Here is a 24344-nt window from a genome sequence, read left to right as displayed (position 1 = left end):
TATTGTTGAACAAGCAACTGTAGCTGCTCATCCCAGCGCCAAATGTTCGCGTGGCCTTGAAGATGAACGCCGCCGTACCAGCGATCGATCCCGTCAGTTGGATCCAATCGGCTTGGCCGTTCGCAAGCTTGTCGCCAAGCCTGGTTAGCGGTGCTCCGCCCGCTTTAAGCTTATTTCGGACAACGTCACCGTTTACTATAAGAAGTATACGAACGCCTCCTTTCTTCTGATTTTGAAAAAATCCGATGATGGGTGAACATTATAAAGTGAATGAGAAGGCACAGAACCGGGCAGCGCGAAAATGCAGCTAACGGTACGTGCGAAGCGGCATACGTTTTTTTGTAAAAACAGTTGACAGAAGCTTTAAAATCATTTATCTTTAAATCAAGATAATTAACTTAAAGATAAGTGAACGCGAAAGGAGTGAGAGATGTGACGGATTCGAAGCAGAAGGATTCCTTGAAGCTGTATATCGCGCTATCCAGAGCAAGCCAATGGGTGAACGCGCACGCAGACCGGGATATCCGGAGCAGAGGACTGAACCGGACGGAATTCGGCGTGTTGGAGCTGCTTTATCATAAAGGGCCTCAGCCTTTGCAGCAAATTGGCGGCAAGGTGCTTATGAGCAGCGGCAATATTACGTATGTCGTCGATAAGCTGGAGCAGAAGCACATGGTTCGGCGCAGAGCTTCGACGGAGGACCGGCGGCTCATATATGCGGAGCTTACGGATGAGGGAAAGGCATTCATTGAAGCCGTATTTCCGGAGCATGAACAGGCCATAGAAGCAGCGGTGGCAGGCCTTACCCCGGAAGAGAAGGAGGTGGCGGGAACCTTGCTCAAGAAGCTGGGCAAATTCGCGCAGGAGCACTATAAGTAGCCGTGAATAATCGGGTAAGTGTCAAAATGATGGTATAGCCGAGCTGCATCAGATGCAGCCGGAGGGTCGTGCGATGGAGCAGCCGTTTTCGTTTGTCAAATATCTTAATTTAGAGATTCTTTAAACCATACTAATAATATACTGGAGGAATTTATCATGACTTTAGCATTGGGATTGTTGATCGTACGTGTGGTTGTCGGTTTGTTGTTCGTAGGACATGGCGCGCAGAAGCTGTTTGGCTGGTTCGGCGGTTATGGACCGAAAGGAACGGGAGGCTGGCTGGAGTCCATCGGCGTTAAGCCTGGCGTAGCGATGGCCGTTTTGGCCGGATTGATGGAGCTCGCCGGAGGAATATTATTCGCAGCGGGCCTGTTTACGCCGCTCGCCGCCGCACTCATCGTGCTGACGATGCTTGTCGCGATTGTGAAAGTACACGGTCAGAACGGCTTATGGGTGACGGCGAACGGCTATGAATACAATCTTGTTCTAATTGCCATTGCAATAGGCGTTGCATTAACAGGCGCAGGAGCTTACTCCTTGGATGCGCTGATCTGGTAATTCATCATTAAGACCGTTACAAAGTTTCCGATATTCCGATAAAATAAAAAGGAGAGTGACCCGTTATGACCGCAGCAACAGCAGGTATTCACCATATTACAGCATTTGTCCGGGATCCGCAGAAAACGGCGGACTTTTATGCAGGCGTGCTTGGCTTGCGACTGATCAAGAAAACGATTAACTTTGATGCTCCCGAGGTGTATCATCTATACTTCGGTAATGAGCTCGGCAGTCCCGGCACGATCATTACGTTCTTCCCATGGCCGGAATCGCGCAAAGGCCGTATCGGCGGCGGGCAGGTTGGCGTCACGACTTATGTTGCTCCAGCCGGCACATTCGATTTTTGGAAAGAAAGGCTGGCGAAGCTGAATGTCGAGGCGACCGAAACGTCGCGCTTCGGGGAGTCTTATCTGTCCTTCGAGGATCCGGACGGTTTGAAGCTGGAGATCGTCGCCCGAGCAGAAGGGCCTGCAAGCAAGTGGTCGTTCGGCGGCGTACCGGCGGATAAAGCGATTAAGGGCTTTGGAGGCGCGATATTGTACAGCACTGCCGCTGCGAAAACCGCCGAATTGCTCACTAAGGTGATGGGATTGACTAAAGCGGCGCAGGAAGGCGGCTATGTGCGGTTCAGATCGACGGCTGACCTAGGCAATGTGATCGATGTCAATGTATCGGATATGGAGCCGGGTCATGGCGGCGCCGGTACGGTTCATCATATTGCATGGCGGGCAAAAGACGACGAGGAGCACGCATTATGGAGAAGCCATGTCGCAGATAGCGGTTTCCAACCGACTCCGATCGTGGACCGTCAGTATTTCAAAGCGATCTACTTCCGTGAAGAGGGCGGCATATTGTTTGAAATCGCGACGGATCCTCCGGGCTTTGCCCGCGACGAGGAGCCCGATAAGCTCGGCGAGAAGCTGATGCTTCCGGAATGGTTCGAGCAGCATCGCGGCCAGATCGAGCAGCTGCTGACGCCTTTTGAGGTTAGAGTATTAGAGGAGGACAAAGGATGAAGCATCTATTCAAACAAGGAACCGATGAGAAAGCGCCCGTGCTGCTGCTGCTGCACGGCACGGGCGGTACGGAGCGGGATCTTCTCCCGCTTGCGGACCGCATATCCCCGGCTTCCTCCGTCCTCAGCGTAAGAGGCAATGTGCTGGAGAACGGCATGCCGCGTTATTTTCGCCGGTTGGCGGAGGGCGTATTCGATATCGAGGATCTTAAGTTCCGCACGAAAGAGCTGCAGGAGTTTCTGAACAGCGCAGCGGAGGAATATGGTTTCGACCGGGGCAACATCGTTGCGATCGGCTATTCCAACGGGGCTAACATCGCCGGAAGCTTGCTGTTCCATTACAAAGCTTCATTAAAAGGCGCAATCCTGCATCATCCGATGGTGCCGGTTCGGGGCGTGGAGCTGCCGGATCTGACAGGTGTTCCTTGCTTCATCGGGGCAGGCTCGAACGATCCGCTCTGTACGCCGGAGGAGACGGAGGAGCTCGATAAGCTGCTAAGCGGAGCGGGTGCAGCCGTTAAGGTACATTGGGAACCGCACGGCCATCAATTGACGGGTTCTGAGGTTGCCGCTGCAGAAGCGTGGTTTAACGAGACTTTCCGTTGAAGGGGTTTAGGCTGAGAAGTTCTAGGAAGGATGGAGGAAGCGATGGGCGTGATATCGATTGATCCCGCAAGCCAAAACGCGAAGGATAATTACAAGCTGCTGATCGGCAGCATCATACCAAGACCGATTGCATTCGTTACGACATTGTCGGCGGAAGGGGTATGGAATGCGGCGCCGTTCAGCTTCTTCAACATCGTAACGGCCAATCCGCCGATGGTGTCGGTATCGGTACAGCGCAGGCCGGATGGCAGCCGGAAGGATACGGCGCGCAATGCGATGGCGGCAGGCGAGTTCGTCGTTCATATCGCGGACGAGCAATATATCGAGGCGATCAACGTAACGGCGGCGAGCCTCCCGCCGGAGGAGAGCGAAGCGGAGCTGGCCGGATTGACGGCGGTTCCAAGCGAGCGCGTTCGCGTGCCCGGCGTTGCGGAAGCGAGAATCCGCATGGAATGCGTGCTGGAGCAGTCGCTGCCGCTTGGCGGTGCGGCAACGGAAGGAGCGGCGCCTGCTTGCGACCTTCTTATCGGCCGGGTCGTACGCTTTCACATCGACGAATCGCTCTATGAGAACGGTCGAATCGATGCGGCGGTTTTGAAGCCGGTCAGCCGTCTGGCCGGCAGCGATTATGCGAAGCTGGGCGGACAATTCTCGCTTGAACGACCCGGGTGAATAAGCGGCGCGGTTCTAATGTAAGTCATAACGCTGCAAACCATAGTGAGGTGCCTCAAAAGCAGACATTTCTGTTTTTGAGGCACCTCTATATTTTTGTCTTTTAATGGGGATGCTACCGGAAGGAAAGGGTGAGCGAATTGGTATTGTATATTTCGGTAGCGATAATTGTCGTATTCGTGCTGTGGGGCGCGTTTATGCCGTCACAGCTGGCGGATATGGCAGCAATGGTCTTTCAATTTACGATCGAATCATTTGGCTGGTTTTATTTGCTTGCGATGTTCGTGTTCCTCATTTTCTCGTTCGTGCTCGCGTTCGGCAAATACGGGCGCATCAAGCTGGGCGAAGACGACGACGAGCCGTCTTATTCCTTGTTCGCCTGGTTTGCGATGCTATTCAGCACGGGGATGGGAATCGGACTTGTTTTCTGGGGCGTGGCGGAGCCGCTATCGCATTTTTTAACCCCGCCGGAGGGTGTTGCCGGAGGTACCGAAGAAGCTGCCCGTACTGCGATGCGTTACTCCTTCTTCCACTGGGGGCTTCACCCGTGGGCGATCTATACCGTTGTCGGGCTTATTCTGGCTTACCATCAATTCCGCAAAGGGCGGAAGGGGCTTATTAGCGCTACTTTCTATCCTTTGCTGGGGCAGAGGGTAGACGGACCGATCGGGAAAGCGATCGATATTCTGGCCATTATCGCAACGGCCTTCGGCGTCGCCACCTCGCTGGGTCTGGGCGCGCTTCAAATCAACGGCGGCTTGAACGCCATCTTCGGATTGACGACGAGCATAAGCTCGCAAATCTGGATCATCGCGATCGTAACGGTGCTGTTCACGATCTCAGCTACGACAGGCCTTGACCGCGGCATTAAAATATTAAGCTCAACGAATCTGTGGATTGCCTTTGCTTTGCTCCTATTCGTATTTCTGATCGGTCCAACCGCGTTTATTATGGATACATTCACCGTAACCCTTGGCTCTTACGTGCAAAATCTCATTCAAATGAGCTTGCGTCTATCCCCGTTCACACAGAGCAAGTGGATCGGCAACTGGACGTTATTTTATTGGGCCTGGTGGATTGCTTGGGCGCCATTCGTCGGAACCTTCATTGCAAGAGTGTCGAGAGGACGAACGATTAAGGAGTTTGTGCTAGGCGTGCTGCTCGTCCCGAGCCTTCTCGGCTTCTTCTGGTTCTCCGTCTTCGGCGGGACAGGGCTGCATTTCGAGCTGTTCGAGAAGGTTCCATTGGCAGCGGCCGCGGAGAAGGATGTGACCTCCGCTCTATTCATGACCTTGAAGCAGCTGCCGCTCGGCATGATTGCCTCCGGCATCGCAACACTGCTGATCATTATCTTTTTTATCACCTCGGCCGATTCGGCAACCTTCGTCCTGGGCATGCTCTCGCAGAAGGGCGATCCTAATCCGACGAACAAGGTGAAGGTCACTTGGGGCATCCTGCAGTCGACGATCGCCGTCGTGCTGCTGGTCAGCGGCGGATTAAGCGGGCTGCAGACGGCCTCGATTGTGACCTCGCTGCCTTTCGTCGTCATAATTGGGGGAATGTGCGTCGCCCTGTTGAAGTGCTTGCACGAAGAAGAAAGGGAGCATCGGAAAAAAGAGAAGAAACGGCGCAAGAAGCTGGATCAGCTTATTGCGGAAAGCGAGTAGCGGGCATTGAAAATATATGAAGCAGGGAGCTTATGCTTCATAAAGTTGGGAAAGCCGGGGCATAGGAGGCGCGGCAGGTTGCTGCAGCGCTTAGTTGGAGAGATTCAATGCTTTAATTATGGTGTTTGATTGTTTAAAGGGAAAATCCCCCTCTAATTATACAATTAAGACGATTATGTTGATAACAGACGGAAAACCTCCCTCTAATTCCTCGGTTCAACTCCATTTCGAACGAATAGGGCAGAATTATAGGGATGATTTCCGACTATTTGATTTCTATTGCGGTCGATGATGGAAGTAGCGGGAGTATTTCCTGCTAGGCGCGGTCCCTCATATAAATAGCATATGTTCCTGCTCGGTGCTGTTCCCCATATAGGAGCTCGTTTCCTTCCAGATGCAGTACCCCATTCCGCCATTGGATAGGGGTATTTTGCTGTAAGAGGGCTGCTTTACTGTATTCGGGGTGTATGATGAATGAGCATCAACTGTCTTCACAACTGTCTTCACAACTGTCTTCATCAGCTTTCTTCATCAATCTCCGGCACCTCCTTCTGATTTGCCGTTGAGCTTGCGCATGAGAGTTGAGTGATTAAGATTTTCGGCCGGCTGGCACGTAACGCTGCACATAGCGGAATACGAACAAGTTCAAGGTATAAATGACCAAATAGGCCGGCGCCGAATAGTACAGCTTCCACCCATTGTAGGTAAAGACGTGAAACCAATAGGTGGCAATACCCTCGAGTGCCAGCGTCACTACGCTAAATAAGAGCAGGTAGCCGAAGAGGAGCCAGCCAGCCGGCTTCCATTTGCTATAGAAGTGCAGCATGAGAAACTGTGATGGCGGGTAAGTAAATAGATATAAAATAATGTCAAACCACTCGAATTCCGGCCGGTCGCCGAAATCGTACAGATCGAAGGGCTTAACGCCTATGGAGAAATCCGCTGTAAACGCAAGCAACCCGTTAAACAACCATACGATGAATAAGCTGACATAGGACAGTCTCCTTGGAAGCAGCATGAACATGCCCCATGTGACGACAGATACGATTAGGATAAACCATTCATTCGCATCAAAGCGAGTCGGAGGATACAGGATCACGGGAAACCCCCTGCCACTTTAAAAATTTTCGAAAAAGCATAAGAAATCCAATCGAAACGGCAAGCAAAGCAGCGTCTCTGAGCCATTCGGAGCTCCATCTCCATTTGACGAACTGTATGATGCCGCTTCGATCATAGCAATAAGTTACGGCCAATAGAAGGAAAACGAAGCCGGTTAAAATAAACGCTTTGCCAAGAGGCCTCAGGGACTCGGAAAAAAATACGAACACACCGAGAAGAATAAGGACTGGCGCGATAAAAATCTGCTCAAGCTTCAATGCCCAAAATTCATATGGATTCTCGCTTGCTTTTATAAACTCCAGATTCAAGGTCAGGATGGCATAAGAGAATTGATCCAGAGAAGCGACTAGCAGACCGCATGTCAAAATCTCCAGCGGATGCAGCGTTTTTCGCAAAAAGGGAATGCAAAATATGCCGATCATGCTGACAAAAGATGCGATGAGTAAGCTCATCATCGAAGTCCTCCCTCTCAGGTATATAGCATACATATCATGCCGCAGGTGAGGAAAAATATGTATAGGAAAGCTTGAATCCATGAGTATAATTGCATGAAGAAACCAAAAGCTGCTCCTGGCCTAAAGACCGATGGAGCAGCTTTTACAAATCAAACCATTCATTCACATAGTACATATAACTAGGCTTATATTCCTCCGGCAGGCGTTTCTGCCAGACTGTGGTTTAACCCTTCACCGCGCCGGCGACGACGCCTTTGACAATGTACTTCTGCAGGAAGATGAACACGACGATCGACGGGAGCACAGCCATCACCATGGCAGTCATCGCATATTGCCAATCGGACGTGTATTGTCCGACGAAGGTGTACGCCGCAAGCGTTAATGTCTTCGTGTCCGGCGAGGCGTTCACCATCAGGAGCGGCAGAAGGAAGTCGTTCCAGATCCACATGACGTCGATAATAATGATCGTTGTCGTAACCGACTTCAGCAGCGGGAAGATGACCAGGAAGAATAGCTTGAAGCCCGAAGCGCCGTCAATCGTCGCGCTCTCGTCGATTTCCTGGGGAATCCCCTTCACGAAGCCGTGGTAGATGAATACGGCAAGCGGAGCGCCAAAGCCCCAGTAAAGCAAGCCGAGTCCCCAAGTGCTCTCGGACAGGTTCAAACTCTTGGCCACCTGCAGCACCGTCAGCATGATGGACTGGAACGGAATGAGCATGGGCATGATGCAGAGCAGGTACAGAAGCGCGCTCCAGCGCGTTTTCGTTCTTGCCAGCTTGTAAGCTGCGATGGAGGAGACGAGGATAATCCCTGCAAGTCCCACTCCCGTAATGATAAAGTTGTTCAAGAACAGCTTCGGATAATTAATAAACGACCATACGTAGGAGTAGTTCTCGAAGACGAGCTGCTTCGGCAGCGCAATGACGTCGGTCATGACTTCGCCGAAGCTCTTCAGCGAGTTGTTGATGGCCAGGAACAATGGATATAGGAACACGAGCGAGAGAAGCACCATCACGATCTCAAGCGTGATGCGTCCGGCTTTTGCTTTGCTATGTTTATACATTAAGCCTCAACCTCCCTGCGCTTGAAGAGCGCCAACTGAATAATCGTCACGAACAGAACTGCAACGAACAGGATGAGCGCTTTTGCCGTTCCGTAACCGAAAAGATAATTTTGGAATGTGTCTCTATAGATATCATAGGCGATACTGTATGTCGTGCCGCCAGGTCCGCCGCCGGTCAGCGACAGGATGACGTCGAATACTTTAATCGAGTTCGTCAATGCCATAAACACGGAAATCGTGATCGAAGGCGCAAGCAGCGGCAGCGTAATGCTGAAGAACCTTCTTACCGGTCCGGCCCCGTCAACGGTTGCGGCTTCCTTCAAATCATCCGGCACGGATTGCAAGCCTGCGATGTAGATAACCAGGTAGAAGCCGATCGACTGCCAAATGGAAACGAACAGAATCGATACGAATGCAAGCCCGGGCTCTCCAAGCCAGCTGAGATCGAATATGCCCCAACCGGTGCTGGCCGCAAGCGACTCGAACCCTTGCATGAAGATAAATTTCCAGATGAAGCCGACGATAACAAGGCTCAGGATATACGGGATGAAGAATGCGGCTCGCAGCCATGACGATGTTCTCAGCTTCATATCGAGCACGACGGCAAGCAAAATTGCAAGCACGTTCACCAGTACAATGTACAATACGGCATACTTAATCGTAAACCATGCGGAGCTTGCGAAATTGGCGTCATGCATAAAAATTTGCTTGAAATTATCAAGACCGACAAAGGCCGGATTCCTGGAAATACCGTTCCAATTCGTCAAGGAATAGCGGATCGTCAACGCAAACGGGATATAGAAAGCGACGGCGATACAAATGAATACCGGCAGCGTAAAGATGCCGAATTCGAGCCTTTCGCTCCATTTTCTCCCTAATGATTTAAACATCGAAGCACCTCTCTTCTTCGCAGTGTGTATGGGCCTCTTGTTTGTCCGCCTACACAACCAATCAGTTTCAGCTATAATGTGTATTATAAAACAACCGCTCGTACGCAAAAATGGATTTATCAAAACAGTTAAGGGTAAAAAGGTGAACGGAATCGAAGACATGAAGGAGAGTGGGCTCCATTATACATAAGGCAGCCAAAGCCGCGAAAAACATCATTGAGCTCATGTCGAGGAAGCTTGTGAACAAGCTTATTTTGCTATTCACATCCATTATTATTCTTGTTGTCGGGTCACTTACTTATATTTCGTATCAGATGCTGCAGAAGGAGTCGGTTGCGAACAGCATCTCGAGCACGTCGAGCAATCTGCTGCTTGTGAATCAAAACATGGAGGAGTATCTTGCGGGGATGGAGCAGCTGTCGCTGCCGCAGATCCGTTACGACGAAATCGTTTATGCCATTACGCATGAATCGGAGAACTATGCCTCGAGGATGTACGTAGAAGACTATTTGCGCGAGCTGTATTATTCACGCCAGGATCTGGTGGCTATTTATTTGTACGTCGTACAGGAGAAGAAGTACTATGCGGTAACGAAGGAGAACTACAACGTTACGGTCCGGACTGGCATAGATGCGGATATAGAGCGATTGCCGTGGTATGAGAAGGCGATGACGAGCCCGTCGAACCGGGCTTATCAGTCGTTCGTGCTGCCTGATGCCGAGCCGGGCTATCCGGTCGATACGAGGAACAGCTTTATGGCGTACCACCGCGTGCTGCGTTCGATCGTCTCCAGAGAGCCTCAAGCCGTGCTGTCCTTTTACTTCGATTCCTCGGTAAGAGATGAGATTATGAAGGATATTCCATTCAGCGAAGGCCAGCATCTGCTGTTTCTCAGCCCGGACAACGAACCCTTCTACGCGGACGATCTGTCGGTCTATGAGCGGATGGAGGACGCAGCCGTAACAGGGAGGCTAACGGGGGACAGAGGGAGCCGGTTAACCTGGTCGGAAGGAGAGCAGAAGCATCTGGTCGTCTATAATGTCGGCGAGCAGGAGGGCTGGAAGCTGGTGAAACCGATCCCCTATTCGCAAATTTACGAGGCGGCGACAACGACAAGAAACATAAGCTTTACTATAGGGGCAGTGTTCCTGCTGCTGGCCGTTATTCTCGTTACCTATTTCTCTAATGCGATTACGAAGCCGCTGAAGAAGCTTTCTTATCAGATGAACCGTTTTAGCGCAGGCGATTTCGACGCGGAGGCGGAAGTGGTCGGCAGGGATGAGATCGCCTATTTGTCGCGCCATTTCAATCAGATGGTGAGAAGGACGAACGACCTCATTAATGAACGGTACAAAATGAAGCTGGTGGAGAAAAACGCGATTCTGAAGGCGCTGGAGGCGGAGATCAACCCGCATTTCTTATACAACGCCTTGCAGGCGATATCGACAAAAGCGTTAAAGCATGAGAAGGATGACATTGCCGACATGGTCGATGCGCTGGCATTGACGCTTCGCTATTGCATCAGCGGGAAGGATATCGTGACGGCCAGGGAAGAGCTGAAGCATATCGATCATTACCTGTCGCTGCAGAAGGCTCGTTTCGGGAGCAGGCTCCAGGCTGTCTATGACTGGGATGATAGCCTGATGGAGCTGGAAATTCCGAAGCTGTCGATACAGACGCTCGTGGAGAACGCCATCAAGCATGGGCTCGAGAAGGTGACCGGTACCGTTACGATTGAGATTGGAGCCGGACTGTCGCAGCCATATACGGTTATTTCGGTAAAGGATAATGGACCGGGCTTTACGCCGGAGAGACTGAAGCAGGTACAAGAGTCGTTTCAAAGCGAGTGGAAGGACCGGGATATCAATGAGGAAAGCATTGGGCTCGTCAACTTAAATACAAGGCTTAAGCTGCTCTATGGCGAAGCGGCGGAGCTGGTTATACGGACGGATAAAACCGGCACGGAAATGGAAATGTTATTACCGCGGGGAGGCGCAAGTCATGTATAAAGTGCTTATAATCGACGACGAGGAGCCGCTTCGGGACGCGATTCGCATATTGGGCGACTGGAAGGGCCTGGGCGTAGATGAGGTGCTGGAGGCAGATGGCGGCAGGATTGGGCTCGACATGCTCCGGAAGCATAAGATCGATCTGGCGATGGTCGATATGAAGATGCCCGAGCTGAACGGAATGGAGCTGCTGCAGATTATCGAACGCGAATATCCGGATCTGCTGACGATTGTCATTAGCGGCTACAATGATTTCGAATACACGAGACAAGCCATTCGCTCGAAAGTCGTGGATTACTTACTTAAGCCGGTGAACCGCAACGACCTTAATCAGTCGCTGCGCAAAGCGATCGACGTGCTGGAAGCCAAGCGCATGAAGGAAAGCGAGTTTATAAAACGCAACATAACGCTGAACATGTCGCTTCCTCGCCTGAAGGAGAAGGTATACCTCTCCATTATCGAGCGCAGCTTCAAAAGCCAGACGAACGAAGCTTTTCTTCCGCTGATCGGCGCGGATGACCCCGGCAACCGGTTTACGGCGGTAACCTTGCGGGTGTTGAATCTAGAGCTGATTAGAAAAAAACGTTTTCATGGGGATATCGACCTGCTGCATTTTGCGGTAGCGAATGTCATTAATGAAATCGCCGGCGATCATTTCTCCGCCTTCACCTTCGCGAGCCCGAAGCTGGAGCGGGAGATGATTGCCGTTTTGACGGTGAAGGGCGGATACACAGAAGATATTGCTTACCGGGCCATGCATCTGATGAAGAAGGCGTCTTCAACGCTCAATGACTTATTCGGAATTTCCGCCGCCATTGGAATCGGTCAAATTACCGATGATGCAATGGATATCGCCGTTTCCTATGAGGGGGCAAAGGCTGCGATAAGCGGATTGGATCTATCGAAGCTGAAGGGGATCGCCGTGACGGCCGCCGCGATTCGAACCGCCGTCCTCCCCGTTGTAAAGGAAAGCCAGTCCTTAACTAGCCGCATGTCTATCATAAGGAGTATGTTGGAGAACGGCAATCCGCAGAGCGCCAAGTCGGTAATCAGCGAGATGATGAACCGGCTGAAGGCATCGGACGGCTTGAGCTTTGGCGATGCGGACCGGCTGCTGCGGGAGCTGGTTTTTTTGCTTAACGATATCGCTTTGGAGCTGGGAGCGAAACCGGACCGCTTGCCGATGAGAGGCGAGCAGGAGCTGCGTTCCTTCGGCATTCCGCTGGATTTCGCCTCATTGGAGGAATACGAGTCGCTGCTTCACCGGATCGCGGATTACTACAGCGGTGAGATCAGGAAGGCGCAGACGGCGAATCAGCCATTTGATGCGGGGGATATTAAAAGCTATATCGACAACCATTATTTCGAGGATATCAAGATATCGATGTTTGCCGAGAAGCACTTTCTCAGCCGGGAGTACTTAATGAAGTTGTTTAAACAGCAGTTCGGATACGGCATCCACGAGTATGTGCAGAAGGTCAGAATGGATAAGGCGAAGGAGCTGCTGGACGATTCCTCGTTAAAGATTCAGGATATTTCCGAGATGCTGGGATATAAGGACAAAAATTATTTCAGCAAAGCGTTCCGCAATTACTATTCCGTCTCTCCCTCCGAGTACCGGGCCGCAGCTGGAATGGTTAAAAAGTGAACGGCATGCGGGATGACACTTTTTTACCCTTAACTATTCACTTATGTACATTCTTATCCTGTTTCTTATTCATTACAATAGTCACCAGGGACAACATTCACCAAGGGAAATGGGGGCAATACAATGAAAAAAAGATTACTCGCCATGTCGGTTAGCCTGGCGCTGGTCGTCGGCATTCTCTCGGCATGCGGCGGCGGAAACAACAACACGGCCGGCAACGAAGGCGCTGCTAATAACGGAACAGGCAACGATGCACCGGTTACGATCAATATGTTCACGGCTTCGCCTGAATACACGGATGCATTCAACGCGTATATTGCCGAATACAAGAAAGTAAAACCGAATGTTACGATCAATCTTGAAATCATGCAAGCCGACTACAACACGGTATTGAAGTCGAAAATCGCAGCCGGAAGCACGCCTGACGTATTCCAGACAACGGCTGGCGGAGATATCGATACCTTCGCGGAATACAGCGCGGATCTGACGAATGAGCCGCTTGCGGCAGCTATGACGGACGCTGTCAAAGTCAACATGAGCTCCACCGACGGTAAAGTTCTCGGACTTCCGGTTAAAGGAAATCTGATGAGCATGGTGTACAACAAGAAGCTGCTGGCCGATGCGGGCATTACGGAAGTGCCGAAGACGACTTCCCAAATGAATGACGCCGTTGCGAAGCTGGAAGCGAAAGGCATCACGCCGTTTGCCAACGCTTATAAAGAGTGGTGGGTATGGAAGCACATTTTCCAAAACTTCGTGAACGCGGCTGCTGAAGACGCCGGCACGACGCCGAAGGAATTGGTTGGCAAGTTTATTGCGGGCGAGACGACGTTCAAGGATCATCCGGTGCTGTACGACAACTTCTTCAGCTTTATCGATATGACGGTCGAGCACGGCACGAACAAACCGCTTGAGCGCGACAGCAATGCCGAAGTCAGCGACTTCGCATCCGGCAAAGCGGCATTCATGACAGGTAAAGGCGCATGGGACGAGGAAGCGATCAAAAAGATTAATCCTGATTTCGAGCTCGGCATCGTAGGTTACCCTGTCAGCGAGAAAGCAGAGCAGAACCTTCTCGTTACGGGCGCAGACCAAGCGCTTCGCATTAACAAAGATTCTAAAGTCGTAAATGAAACGATTGAGTTCTTCAACTGGCTGTACACGTCCGAATATGGAAAAAACTGGTTCTCCACCGTGGCGAAGGTAATTCCTCCAATCAAGGATGCTCCGCTTCCCGATCTGGATATGCCGAAGCAAATGGAAGAAATGTTGAAAACGGAAAAATCCGGCGACCTTACGGTTAACTACTCCCTGGATACGTTCCACCAAAAATTCGGCGAGCTGATGCAGGCTTATATCGGCGGCAGCAAATCGAAGGACCAGGCGGTCACGGAAATCCAACAAGCTTGGATCCAGTTCGGCTCCGCTCAATAATCGGATAGTCAGAAACGCAGGCTCAGCACCGTCATGGTGCTGAGTTTTTTTATATAAATGGAACTGTCCTGACCGTATCCGTTCTGAATGAAAACCTAACACCGAGGGCAATCTGACTAGAAGGGGTGTTAAATCATGGGCGATAGGAAGCATGCTTTAACCGTAAGTCTTCATGATAATATACAACTCATCAAAACAACTCTCGGCAACAGCCCTGATATTGTCATACGGGAATGGCATTCGGACCGGTCAGATCCGTTTGAGGCTGTTGTCATCTACGTCTCCGGCTTGTCGGACGCCCAAATCATCAATCAGTTTATTATGAGCCCCTTATTGTCATCGAATCAGGATGAGCATGCGATAACCGATTCTTCGTCTTTGACCGATTCGTTAGATTTTATAAAAAAAAGGCTGCTGCCCGTCGGCGAGATTCAAGTCGAAGAGAGTTTTGATAAGCTTCTGGTAGGTATTCTATCAGGGAAAGCGGCAATCCTCTGTCAAGGCGTTAATTACGGTTTATTGCTTGCGTCGAAAGGCTGGGAGGAGCGGGGCGTAGAAGAGCCGACATCCCAGACGGTGATCCGGGGCCCGAAGGAAGGCTTTTCCGAGAACATTGCAATCAATATTGCATTGGTACGGCGTAAAATCAAAGATCCTAATCTGTGGCTCGAGCAGTTTCTCATCGGTGAGGTCACGAAAACAGATGTCTCCATCATGTACATAAACGGCATCGCGAACGACAAGGCCGTACAAGAGGTTCGCGACCGAATCGGGCGCATTCGGCTTGACGGGATATTAGAAAGCGGATATATCGAGGAATGCATTCAGGATAATGGCTTCACCGTGTTTCCAACGGTTTTCAATACGGAAAGACCCGACGTGATTGCGGCGAATCTTCTCGAGGGACGAATCGCCATTCTCATAGACGGTACGCCGTTTACCTTGTTGGTGCCGGCGGTATTCACGCAGTTTCTGCAATCGGCGGAGGATTATTATCAGCGTGCGGACATATCCACTCTCATACGGCTGCTTCGGTACGCGGCTTTGATGATCGCCTTGCTGGCTCCCTCCTTATACATAGCGATTACGACCTTTCATCAAGACATGCTGCCTCCGGTACTATTAATTAGTCTAATCGCGCAGCGGGAAGGAATTCCGTTCCCCGCTTTCTTTGAAGCGCTTTTGATGGAAGTCACCTTCGAGCTTTTGCGGGAGGCCGGCGTTCGATTGCCTAGAGCAGTCGGACAGTCCATTTCGATCGTAGGAGCGCTTGTGATCGGCCAAGCGGCGGTCGAGGCAGGGTTCGTATCGGCGGCTATGGTTATTGTCGTCTCGATCACGGCCATTTCCAGTTTTATCATTCCAGCTTATAACATGGCGATTGCCATTCGGATATTAAGGTTCGGGATGATGGGGCTTGCCGCATCCTTTGGATTATTCGGCATTCTCGCGGGAATAATCCTGATCGTCCAACACCTCTGTCATTTGCGTTCTTTCGGCGTTCCCTATATGTCGCCATACGCCCCTGTCATACAGGAAGACACGAAGGATGCGGCCATACGCGTTACTTGGCGGGATATGATTACGCGCCCCCGAAGCATAAGCAGGAAGAATCCGATTCGGGAGAGCGGTCCGCAGACTCTTCAACAGGGACCCACAGCTGAAGTGGAGGAATTGTTACGAAAAAAATAGGATACGTCACCATTATTTCTCTCCTGTGCGCAGCGATGACGACCGGCTGCTGGAATCGCCGCGAATTAAACGAACTGGCTGTGTCAGTGGCCATCGGCGTGGACCGGAAAGGAGACCGCATGCTGCTAACCAATCAGATTCTTAATCCCGGAGCGATTTCCGGCAAGGAGGGAGGTTCTTCTACCCTTGCGCCCGTCACTTTATTTCAGGAATCCGGCGGCGGATTTCAGGAGGTGCATAGAAGAATGACGAAGGTAAGCACAAGGAAAATATATGTCGGACAGCTGCAGATGCTTATTTTCGGGGAGGAGTTCGCAAGAAAAGGATTGGGCAATGTGCTGGATTACATCTCAAGAGACCATGAGTACCGCAAAGATTTTTATGTCGTCATCGCCCGGGGGGCCGATGCGCAAGACACACTCAAAGTATACACCCCGCTGGAGAAGACGCCGGCTGCTAAATTGAACGCATCGCTGGAGACCTCATCGAACGTATGGGGGGAAACCGCGGCAATTAAAATCGACGAGCTGATTTCCGCCATCGTCAGCAAAGGGCAAGAAGCGGTTGCAACGGGAATTGTCGTCATTGGCGATCCGCAGGCCGGCAATGATAAAAAAAATGTAGAAAAAATCCAATCCCCTACCCAGTTGAAATATGCCGGTTTGGCTGTTTTCAAAAAAGACAAGCTGCTCGGTTGGTTGACCGAGAAGGAAAGCAGGGGTTTCAACTTCACGCAGGGGAAGGTAAAGAGTACCACCCTTCTCTTAACCTGTCCGGGAGAAAAAAACAAACATATCACGGTGGAGCTGCTCCGCACCAACCGTAAAATGGAGGTCGCCATGAAGGCAGACAAGCCTATCATACAGATCAAGGTGAAAACAGAAGGCGTAGTAACGGATGCGCAGTGCGAAATGGACTTTACGAAGCCGTCGACCATAGCCGAGTTGGAAAGCCTGACGCAAGATGAAATTCGTTCTTTTATAGCTTCCGCTGTAAATAAAATGCAAAAAAAATATAAATCGGACATATTCGGATTCGGCAATGAGGTTGAAAGAAAGTACCCCCGCTATTGGGAGTCGGGACAAAAAGAGTGGGACGATGCATTTTCCGCTATGCAGGTGACCATTAAGGTCGAGGCTAAAATCGGAAAAATGTTCAAAACCACAAAATCAATCGCTGAAAGAATGGGGGATTAATCTTAGATGTGGCGAATTGCAACCGTATTGGCAGCCGGAATGCTCATGGTCTTCATTGAGGCTCCGTCCCTCATCAAGAATAAAAAGCGGAAGGAGCTTTGGGTATTCTCCGTCCTGCTGCTTGCCGGAAGCATGCTTTGCATAACGATTAGCATGGGGATCGAAGTTCCCAGCCCGCTCGAATGGATTAAACGAATATACGAGCCGATAAGCAAACTGTTGTTAGGAAAGTGAAGGGAAGGGTGGGCAAGGTGCCGGAAAACGACAATATCCAAGAGAACCAATTCAGAAAATTGGTATCCCTGTTCATCATTGGCACCACTATTATTTTGGTTCCGGGTTTCTTAGCCGCAGAAGCCAAGCAGGATGCATGGATTTCCGCCTTGGTCGGGTGGATTGCCGGCCTTGCGCTTGTATGGATGTACGGCATATTAGGCAGTCGTTTCCCCGGCAAGACCTTGATCGGGCTCACCAAGGAGATATGCGGACGTTGGCTGGGGACGTTACTGTCTTTTCTGTGGTTTTTTTACGCGTTCATCTTAACGGCGCTCGTCTTGCGGAATCTGGGCGATTTTCTCAACGCGACCATGTTAGTGGAAACGCCTATTCATGCGATACACCTTGTATATTTGAGTATCGTGGCAATCGGCCTATACTATGGCGTCTCCAATATAGCCCGTACGGCGGATCTCTTCTTCCCGCTTGTTATGTTCTTGTTACTTATATTCGTCCTCCTGCTTTTGCCCGAATTGGAATTCAAGCAGATTCAGCCCGTATTGGGGAAAGGAATAAAGCCTGTCCTGACCTCCGCGTTTCCGTATATCGGATTTCCTTATTTGGAGCTTATATTATTCTTGATGATATTTCCGAATGTTGATCAGCCGAAACGGGCAAGAAAAGCGTTTATGCTCGGAACATGCATTGGAGGGGGCGTTTTATTTGCCGTCACGCTGCTCGCCCTTCTGGTGATGGGTGCGGAGAATACGGCCAGCGAGCTTTATTCCAGCTTTGAGTTGGCCAAAAAAATAGAGATAGGGGAGTTTATTCAAAGGGTTGAAGTGATCATTACCGCCGTCTGGCTGGTTACGATCTACTTCAAGCTGATCCTTTGCGTCTACATAACCGTTTTATGTCTTTCACAGACGTTGGGCATTCCCGATTATCGGCCGCTTACGCTGCCTATATGCATGCTTTTGTATGCCGTATCCATATTGATTATTCCGAATATTCCCTACTTGATCTCGTTCGATACGACGATATGGCCATTCTTTGCTTCAACGTATGGGCTCCTGATTCCGTTGGTGCTTCTGGGAGTAGCGTCGGTCCGAAAGAAACGGGCAAAATCGGATATTCGTTGAATCACCACCATCACACCCGTTCGAAACATGTTTCTTCCAAGAGGAGGGAATCTTAAGTTTTGGAACGATCGCTTGCGCTTGCAGGCGGGAAGGACAATACGCCTAAGGAGGGTTATGGATTTGAACAGGTTAAAAATCGTTTGTCTGGCGGCCATAGCATGCTTGCTGTTTGCGTCAGTAGGGGGAACCGTCCTTGCGGCCAGACTGGAAGTTTCGCCGAAAGCCGCTTTCGTCCGCGGCGGCAATCTGTGGATGAAAGAGGAGGGCGGGGAGAAGAAGCTGGTGGACGGACCCTATATCCGTCAACCAAAATGGTCGTATGACGGCGCTTGGATAGCTTATTCGAAGGGTGAGACGGAGCAAGAGCTGTGGGTGCTCCATGTGCCCACCGGGCGCGGCGGTCTCGTGTCGGCGGAAGGCGGGCGCAACTTTCAATGGTCGCCAAGCGATAACAAGCTTGCTTATCAAACGGAGCAGCAGCTGCTGCAATACGTCGATGCGAGGCAGCCGGATCAGCCGATTGAGACGGCCAGAGGAATCGGCAACTACGCTTGGCTGCCGGACGGGAAGGGCTTCTTCGCTTCCTCCCGTTCGGAGCTGCTTCCGGACGGCTGGACGCCGATCAGCTTATACCAGATTCCATTGCAGGCGCTGGCGGATCCGTCCAAATACGTGACCGTCCATGTGCTGCCGAAGCCGTCGGACGATTTTTTCGCCGTGGGAACCAGCACCTTCAAATGGTCGGCAACCGGACGCTGGATCGCGTTCCTCGCGACGCCAACCGCTTCGTTATCCGCGGACAGCAATACGCTGTGCGTCGTCGCGGCGGACGGCGTTATATTCCGCACGCTGGATCAGATGGTGAATAATGAGCAGTGGTTCGAGTGGTCGCCGAATGATGACCGGCTGGCTTTCGTGAAAGGGGTTGGCCGCGACGCAGGAGTGAATAAGCAACTGAAGGTGCTGAATGTTACCTCCGGCAAATCGGCGGTATACACGCCGGAGGGGTTTGTCGATTCAGACTTTGCGTGGCAGGGGCCGGAGCAAATCGTCGTATCGCGAGCGAAGGAATCGAAGCGGGAGGATGTTCCCGGCGAGAGGGAGAATCCGCAACTGGTTGCCATCGAACTTGCGAGCGGGAAGCAGACGGTCATTACGAAGCCTTCCGCAGGCTTCGGCGACTACAATCCCGTCCCGCTGCCGAAGAAGCTGTTCTGGGTTAGAAACGGTCATGCGGTCGCAAATGTCCTCGTCAGCCGCCCGGATGGCTCAAGGGCGAAGGAATGGATTAAGAGCATCGACCAGGCCGATTCCTATTACGGGCAATGGTACTGGGACAAGGTATTGCGCTTTTTCTGCGGGGAACGGGGCATGCCGGATCGTTAAAAAGACACAAGCCTTCGTTTGGCAAAATATACACGCGAGGGCATTTAAAAAGGGGCTGTCCCAAAAGCCAATGGTTTAGGTACAGCCCTCTGTATGTTTGAACATCCGAGTAGAGGAATTGGTCCAACCTAACCTCTTCGACCAAATTCGGTATTAACGGTACCTACTTCGATGACAGAACCGGTTATGTCCATGGTGTTGCTGTTGGATCTGGCGGGCCTTGCAGTCAGGGACTGGCGAAAATGGTTGGATCAAGAATGTCATTGCAATTTAAAGTTGAATCACTTATTATGGATATTGCAGGTCTTTATTAATGATAATATTGAGAAGGGAGGAGGAAACTTGCAGTTCTCCAAAAGTACAGATTATGCCCTACATGCCTTAATCCATCTGGGACACTCGGAGCGTTGCAACAATGTCGGGATCAAGGAATTATCTGGAGCACTTGGTGTTTCCGAAAGCTATTTATCCAAAATCATGTCCAAGCTGAGGCAGGATGGAATCGTACGTGCTGTGCCAGGGGTAAACGGCGGTTACGAGCTTGCACGGCCGGCAGATCAGATTACGTTTCTTGATGTGATTCAAGTGATTGAAGGAAGACAGCAGTTATTCGAATGCTCGAATTCGAGTTCGCGGCAGCATCGGTTGTTGGCGGAAGAGGGGACTGCGCAACGGGATCAGAAACGTCCGGGACAAAACGAATGTTTGGTTGAGAAAGTTATGAACGGCGCGGAACAGCATCTGCACCAATACTTGCAGGAACATACGGTTCAGTCGGTATTGAATGAGGCGTTCAAGCGTTGCAGCCACGAGGTAAACAAGAAGTGATGCACTTCTTGTAATCTAATTATGGATATTATAGATCTATGGAGGTTGAAATTTATGATGGATAAAAAGCTTCTCGATGTGGCAATTATTGGCGGCGGACCGGCTGGGTTGAACGCCGCCCTTGTGCTTGGGAGGGCAAGGAAAAAGGTGGCGGTGATCGATGCAGGCCGTCCCCGCAACGCTGTGACTCGCGAGGTCCACGGGTTTCTTACCCGCGACGGGATCAGTCCGAGCGAGTTTCGGCGAATTGCGAAGGAAGAGATCAACGCCTATCCCTCCGTATCATTCGTGGCGGATACGGCAGTGTCAATCGTGGGAAGCGACGGCCGGTTTCAAATTGAGACGGAGCAAGGACAAACTTTTGCAAGCAAAAAATTATTGTTTACCGTCGGCATGAAGGATCAGCCGCTTGCCGTTCCGGGACTGGCGGAGGTATACGGGAAGAGCGCTTTCGTCTGCCCGTATTGCGACGGCTGGGAATTAAGGGATCAGCCGCTTGTCATCATTACGAAGGGGACTGAGCTTATGCATTTCGCTCCGCTCATATCCGGATGGACGAACCGTTTTACCGTCTGCACGAATGGCCCCGATGAACTGACGGATACCGAGCGCGAGGAGTTCCAGCGGAATCAAGTGCCTCTTTACGACTCGCCGATCCGGTACATCGCCTCTAGCGACGGGATCGTTCGGCAAGTCATTCTCGAAGATGGGACGACCGTTCCATGCACGGGGATCTTCTTCAAACCGGATCTGGTTACAGGATCGGACTTGCCGCAAACGATCGGGTGCGAGATTACGGAATGGGGGGCGATCGTCGTCGATGAATTCGGAAAAACGAACATTCCGGGTGTATATAGTGCCGGTGATGCAGCATCGCGAATGCATCAGGCCATAGCTGCGGCTTCGATGGGTGCATTTACCGCCGCGGTCATCAACGGTGAACTGAATACAGAGGCTTGGGGTAGAAACGGATGATCGATTTAAATCATATGAAGCGCGGTCCAATCATGTTTGCTCTGATTATCGGCATGTTCGTCGCCGCTTTAAACGAGACGCTAATGGGCAATGCCCTTCCCGAATTGATGAAATCTTTTGGCGTGTCTGCGTCAACGGGTCAGTGGCTTTCCACCGCCTACATGCTCGTCGTTGGCGTGCTTGTTCCGGTGACGGCAATCCTACAGCAATGGTTCACGACCCGGCAAATATTTCTGGCGGCGATGAGTCTGTTCTTCATCGGTACGGTCACCTCGGCGGTGTCGCCGGAATTCGGCGTGCTGCTGGTCGGGCGGATTATTCAAGCGATAGGAACCGGCATGCTGCTGCCGCTTGTCATGAACGTAATCATGACCATTTATCCACCAGAAAAGCGGGGAGGCGCAATGGGGATGTTAGGGCTCGTCGTCATGTTCGCGCCGGCGATTGGCCCGACTATATCGGGTTTAATCGTTGACGGGCTTTCATGGCGCTGGCTGTTTTACCTTGTAACACCGTTTGCGCTGATCTCCATTATTATAGGCGCCGTTGTCTTGAAAAATGTGTCGGAAGTCACCAAACCGCGAGTGGACCTCTTATCCATCGTGTTGTCGACGATCGGCTTCGGCGGAATCGTCTATGGGTTCAGCAATGCTGGTGAACACGGTTGGTCGGAACCGGAAGTCATCTGGTCGATCGCCGCGGGCGGTGTTTCCTTGTTGCTGTTCGTCTGGAGGCAGCTATTGTTAAAGCAGCCTGTCATGGATTTACGTGCGTTTCGGTATCCGACATTTGCGCTTGTCGCGGTGCTGCTGTTTGTGCTTATGATGACATTTTTCTCATCGGCGATCATGCTTCCGATGTTTATGCAAGGCGTGCTCATGGTAACAGCATTCAAGTCCGGTTTGATCCTCCTTCCTGGCGGGATTGTGAACGGGTTCATGGCCCCGGTCTCAGGCAAGCTGTTTGACAAGTTTGGGGCTCGCGTTTTGGTCATCCCAGGACTGGCCGTTGTCGTCGTCTCGTTGTGGCAATTCACCCGATTCGACGAAGCGACGAGCACCGGCTTCCTCGTCGCCGTTCACATCGCACTGATGATTGGCATCGCGCTAGTGATGATGCCCGCACAGACAGCGGGGCTTAACCAGCTGCCAAGCCATCTGCACCCGCACGGGACAGCGATCTTAAATACGTTGCAGCAGGTGTCCGGCGCAATCGGTACTGCCCTGTACATCAGTATTATGTCGGGCGGACAGAAGCAGTACTTGAGCGGAGCGAGCGATCCGCAGGCTCCGGCGGAAATCGTCAAAGGACTCGCAGCCGGTATCAACAACGCGTTCTGGTTCGGCGTCATCATCGCGCTCGTTGCGCTCGTACTTGGTCTCTTTCTCCGTAAAGGGAAATCGCCGGAGCATGAACAGGCGGCAGGGTGAATCAGGCCGTTCGTTTTGAGAAATCCAAAAACCATAAGGAAAGCGTGGGGAATACTCATGAACGATTTTTTTAATGCAGCCCTATGGGAAAAAGCGTGGAAAGACGAGTCCGCTCTGAAAATCAACAGGATGAAAAAGAATGGAATCGACCCTACCCGATCTTTTGACCATAAGGCCAAGACCTTCAACGAACAATCGTTTAGCGAAGAGGGAAGAAGACGAACCCAACGAATCATGAACTGGCTAGAAGGACAAGGTGTGCAATTTGAAAACAGCTCCATTTTGGATATTGGCGCTGCATCCGGCGTGTTCTCGGTACCGTTTGCGGAGCGGGGGGCCCGTGTAACCGCCATAGAAACCTCTCCCCCGCTGGTCGAATTGCTGGAAGAAAACATCTCGAAGTTCGCCGAAGACCAGGTGAAGATTGTACCCGAACCGTTTGAAGATATTGACGTGCAGACCAAAGGCTGGAACCAGGCCTTCGATCTTGTCTTTGTCTCGATGTGCCCGGTCATTCACAATTGGGAGAGTGTGGAGAAGGTGCTCCAGTGCGCTCGAAAGTTCTGTTACATCAGTTTGCCGGTAAGTCCTGCGGAGCACAGTCTGGTGAATGAAATTTGGCCGCTCGTCACCGGTCAGCCCTACCATACGAAACATATGGAAATGGGATATTTGCTGCATTTGCTGTATCTTAAAGGTTATGCATACGAATCGCTTATCACGCGGGAAGTGAAAACGACGGAAGTCTCCAGAGAAGCGGCGTTGCAGGAAGCGATGACCTGGCTTGGCCATCACCGTCTGCCTGCAGATGAGCGGAATCGGAACATCATTGCCGACTATTTGGAGCAAGCCTATCCGTCCGGAAAAGTCGTCATCCATGAAGGCGGACGTTTTGGCAAAGTACTGATTCGATTGCAGGATCAGAACATGTACACGAGAGAGATCTGAGCCCGACAAGGAGGTTTGCGTATTCTTCCAGAAAAATCAGAGATCACTTAGTGGATCGGCCAGCCTATACAAAGCTGATCTCTGTTACCGTGCTTGCAAAGGTTCGCTGCGCAACAAAAGCTCGAGGAAATCGGGAGATCAATCTGAGTCCATAATTTGCTTAAACAAGCAGGATCGACCAGCAATAAAAAATGGTGGCGCAAGGGTAAACCCTTGAACTGTAACCCCGTTTGTGGACACTTAATAAAAAGTGCTAAGCTGAAAGTAGATGGCTCCTGTATTCGTCAGGAGTCATCTTTTTTAATCCCCATTGATAGCGAGATGTGTTGTACATTAGGATGTATTCGTTAACTCTTTGACGAAGCTCTTCTATGGTTTGGCAGTCCTCATAATCTAACTCATCTTTCATATGACCAAAGAAGGACTCCATGGGTGCGTTATCCCAGCAGTTACCCTTGCGAGACATGGATTGTGTGAACCCCGCATTCTTTACTTTCTGTTGAAACACAGGATGGG

The 24344-nt window shown here is 51.1% G+C and carries 23 protein-coding genes; 18 read left to right on the top strand and 5 right to left on the bottom strand.

The window, feature by feature from the left end:
• Positions 1–432: 432 nt before the first annotated feature.
• The 6 genes from H581_RS0101625 to H581_RS0101600 all read left to right on the top strand — a co-directional run bounded on the left by H581_RS0101625 (position 433) and on the right by H581_RS0101600 (position 5397).
• Complete coding sequence (locus H581_RS0101625; RefSeq protein ID WP_028608485.1) at positions 433–879, top strand: MarR family winged helix-turn-helix transcriptional regulator; 447 nt, start codon at positions 433–435, stop codon at positions 877–879.
• Positions 880–1035: 156 nt separating this feature from the next.
• Positions 1036–1437 carry a DoxX family protein gene (locus tag H581_RS0101620; RefSeq protein ID WP_028608484.1) on the top strand — a complete coding sequence of 134 codons (402 nt, stop codon included), beginning with the start codon at positions 1036–1038 and terminating at the stop codon, positions 1435–1437.
• A 65-nt stretch (positions 1438–1502) separates the two neighbouring features.
• Positions 1503–2453 (top strand): ring-cleaving dioxygenase, encoded by a 951-nt coding sequence (locus tag H581_RS0101615; RefSeq protein WP_028608483.1) that lies wholly within the window; start codon positions 1503–1505, stop codon positions 2451–2453.
• A complete protein-coding gene (locus H581_RS0101610) occupies positions 2450–3058 on the top strand; it encodes an alpha/beta hydrolase (protein WP_028608482.1) in 609 nt (202 codons plus the stop codon). Before H581_RS0101615 ends, H581_RS0101610 begins: the two co-directional genes overlap by 4 nt.
• A 48-nt stretch (positions 3059–3106) precedes the next feature.
• On the top strand, positions 3107–3730 hold the full coding sequence (locus H581_RS0101605) for a flavin reductase family protein (RefSeq protein WP_028608481.1): 624 nt from the start codon (positions 3107–3109) through the stop codon (positions 3728–3730).
• 140 nt (positions 3731–3870) lie between these two features.
• Positions 3871–5397: a glycine betaine uptake BCCT transporter gene (locus H581_RS0101600; RefSeq protein WP_028608480.1), complete on the top strand. Its 1527-nt coding sequence runs from the start codon at positions 3871–3873 to the stop codon at positions 5395–5397.
• Between the two features lie 589 nt (positions 5398–5986).
• Here H581_RS0101600 and H581_RS0101590 read toward each other — a convergent pair.
• The 4 genes from H581_RS0101590 to H581_RS0101575 form a co-directional block, all read right to left on the bottom strand.
• A complete protein-coding gene (locus H581_RS0101590) occupies positions 5987–6496 on the bottom strand; it encodes a hypothetical protein (RefSeq protein WP_028608478.1) in 510 nt (169 codons plus the stop codon).
• Entirely contained in the window at positions 6468–6971 is a 504-nt protein-coding gene (locus tag H581_RS0101585; protein WP_156889474.1) for a hypothetical protein, read from the bottom strand. The genes H581_RS0101590 and H581_RS0101585 overlap by 29 nt, the downstream gene beginning before the upstream one ends.
• Positions 6972–7194: 223 nt before the next feature.
• Positions 7195–8034: a carbohydrate ABC transporter permease gene (locus H581_RS0101580; protein WP_036717388.1), complete on the bottom strand. Its 840-nt coding sequence runs from the start codon at positions 8032–8034 to the stop codon at positions 7195–7197.
• The gene (locus H581_RS0101575) at positions 8034–8924 is read right to left on the bottom strand and encodes a carbohydrate ABC transporter permease (protein WP_028608475.1); all 891 of its coding nucleotides are present in this window, start codon (positions 8922–8924) and stop codon (positions 8034–8036) included. The genes H581_RS0101580 and H581_RS0101575 overlap by 1 nt, the downstream gene beginning before the upstream one ends.
• 224 nt (positions 8925–9148) lie before the next feature.
• Here H581_RS0101575 and H581_RS0101570 point away from each other — a divergent pair, with 224 nt between their 5' ends.
• From H581_RS0101570 to H581_RS0101515, 12 genes are all read left to right on the top strand, one after another.
• Positions 9149–10933, top strand: a complete 1785-nt coding sequence (locus H581_RS0101570) for a sensor histidine kinase (protein WP_084134422.1) — start codon at positions 9149–9151, stop codon at positions 10931–10933.
• Complete coding sequence (locus tag H581_RS0101565; protein ID WP_028608473.1) at positions 10926–12581, top strand: response regulator transcription factor; 1656 nt, start codon at positions 10926–10928, stop codon at positions 12579–12581. Before H581_RS0101570 ends, H581_RS0101565 begins: the two co-directional genes overlap by 8 nt.
• 123 nt (positions 12582–12704) lie before the next feature.
• The gene (locus H581_RS0101560; protein WP_028608472.1) at positions 12705–14015 is read left to right on the top strand and encodes an ABC transporter substrate-binding protein; all 1311 of its coding nucleotides are present in this window, start codon (positions 12705–12707) and stop codon (positions 14013–14015) included.
• A 135-nt stretch (positions 14016–14150) separates the two neighbouring features.
• Positions 14151–15707: a spore germination protein gene (locus H581_RS32715; protein WP_051250381.1), complete on the top strand. Its 1557-nt coding sequence runs from the start codon at positions 14151–14153 to the stop codon at positions 15705–15707.
• Complete coding sequence (locus H581_RS32710) at positions 15689–16903, top strand: Ger(x)C family spore germination protein (protein WP_342663379.1); 1215 nt, start codon at positions 15689–15691, stop codon at positions 16901–16903. Before H581_RS32715 ends, H581_RS32710 begins: the two co-directional genes overlap by 19 nt.
• A gap of 6 nt (positions 16904–16909) precedes the next feature.
• Positions 16910–17137 (top strand): hypothetical protein, encoded by a 228-nt coding sequence (locus H581_RS0101545; protein WP_028608471.1) that lies wholly within the window; start codon positions 16910–16912, stop codon positions 17135–17137.
• A gap of 17 nt (positions 17138–17154) precedes the next feature.
• Positions 17155–18261: a GerAB/ArcD/ProY family transporter gene (locus tag H581_RS0101540; protein WP_036717444.1), complete on the top strand. Its 1107-nt coding sequence runs from the start codon at positions 17155–17157 to the stop codon at positions 18259–18261.
• Positions 18262–18381: 120 nt separating this feature from the next.
• Positions 18382–19647: a TolB-like translocation protein gene (locus H581_RS32705; RefSeq protein WP_156889473.1), complete on the top strand. Its 1266-nt coding sequence runs from the start codon at positions 18382–18384 to the stop codon at positions 19645–19647.
• A gap of 342 nt (positions 19648–19989) precedes the next feature.
• On the top strand, positions 19990–20475 hold the full coding sequence (locus H581_RS0101530; RefSeq protein ID WP_028608469.1) for an RrF2 family transcriptional regulator: 486 nt from the start codon (positions 19990–19992) through the stop codon (positions 20473–20475).
• Between the two features lie 57 nt (positions 20476–20532).
• The gene (locus tag H581_RS0101525) at positions 20533–21450 is read left to right on the top strand and encodes an NAD(P)/FAD-dependent oxidoreductase (RefSeq protein ID WP_028608468.1); all 918 of its coding nucleotides are present in this window, start codon (positions 20533–20535) and stop codon (positions 21448–21450) included.
• Positions 21447–22880: an MDR family MFS transporter gene (locus H581_RS0101520; RefSeq protein ID WP_028608467.1), complete on the top strand. Its 1434-nt coding sequence runs from the start codon at positions 21447–21449 to the stop codon at positions 22878–22880. The genes H581_RS0101525 and H581_RS0101520 overlap by 4 nt, the downstream gene beginning before the upstream one ends.
• A 57-nt stretch (positions 22881–22937) precedes the next feature.
• Complete coding sequence (locus H581_RS0101515) at positions 22938–23828, top strand: class I SAM-dependent methyltransferase (protein ID WP_028608466.1); 891 nt, start codon at positions 22938–22940, stop codon at positions 23826–23828.
• Positions 23829–24081: 253 nt separating this feature from the next.
• On the opposite strand, the gene H581_RS0101510 is transcribed toward H581_RS0101515, so the two are convergent.
• Positions 24082–24344: IS3 family transposase (locus tag H581_RS0101510; RefSeq protein WP_028608465.1), on the bottom strand; the 263-nt coding region annotated here is incomplete at its 5' end.

It is taken from the genome of Paenibacillus harenae DSM 16969, assembly GCF_000422465.1.
GTDB classification, from domain to species: Bacteria; Bacillota; Bacilli; order Paenibacillales; family Paenibacillaceae; genus Pristimantibacillus; species Pristimantibacillus harenae.
Note: the sequence above shows the minus strand (reverse complement) of the source record. Positions and strands in the feature narration are given on the sequence as shown.

Bases quoted from the DNA above. Each gene is read 5' to 3' on its own strand.
- H581_RS0101620 (WP_028608484.1), top strand. From the start codon at position 1,036: ATGACTTTAGCATTGGGATTGTTGATCGTACGTGTGGTTGTCGGTTTG.
- H581_RS0101615 (WP_028608483.1), top strand. From the start codon at position 1,503: ATGACCGCAGCAACAGCAGGTATTCACCATATTACAGCATTTGTCCGG.
- H581_RS0101610 (WP_028608482.1), top strand. From the start codon at position 2,450: ATGAAGCATCTATTCAAACAAGGAACCGATGAGAAAGCGCCCGTGCTG.
- H581_RS0101585 (WP_156889474.1), bottom strand. From the start codon at position 6,971: ATGATGAGCTTACTCATCGCATCTTTTGTCAGCATGATCGGCATATTT.
- H581_RS0101580 (WP_036717388.1), bottom strand. From the start codon at position 8,034: ATGTATAAACATAGCAAAGCAAAAGCCGGACGCATCACGCTTGAGATC.
- H581_RS0101575 (WP_028608475.1), bottom strand. From the start codon at position 8,924: ATGTTTAAATCATTAGGGAGAAAATGGAGCGAAAGGCTCGAATTCGGC.
- H581_RS0101570 (WP_084134422.1), top strand. From the start codon at position 9,149: ATGTCGAGGAAGCTTGTGAACAAGCTTATTTTGCTATTCACATCCATT.
- H581_RS0101565 (WP_028608473.1), top strand. From the start codon at position 10,926: ATGTATAAAGTGCTTATAATCGACGACGAGGAGCCGCTTCGGGACGCG.
- H581_RS0101560 (WP_028608472.1), top strand. From the start codon at position 12,705: ATGAAAAAAAGATTACTCGCCATGTCGGTTAGCCTGGCGCTGGTCGTC.
- H581_RS32715 (WP_051250381.1), top strand. From the start codon at position 14,151: ATGGGCGATAGGAAGCATGCTTTAACCGTAAGTCTTCATGATAATATA.
- H581_RS0101545 (WP_028608471.1), top strand. From the start codon at position 16,910: ATGTGGCGAATTGCAACCGTATTGGCAGCCGGAATGCTCATGGTCTTC.
- H581_RS0101525 (WP_028608468.1), top strand. From the start codon at position 20,533: ATGGATAAAAAGCTTCTCGATGTGGCAATTATTGGCGGCGGACCGGCT.
- H581_RS0101520 (WP_028608467.1), top strand. From the start codon at position 21,447: ATGATCGATTTAAATCATATGAAGCGCGGTCCAATCATGTTTGCTCTG.
- H581_RS0101515 (WP_028608466.1), top strand. From the start codon at position 22,938: ATGAACGATTTTTTTAATGCAGCCCTATGGGAAAAAGCGTGGAAAGAC.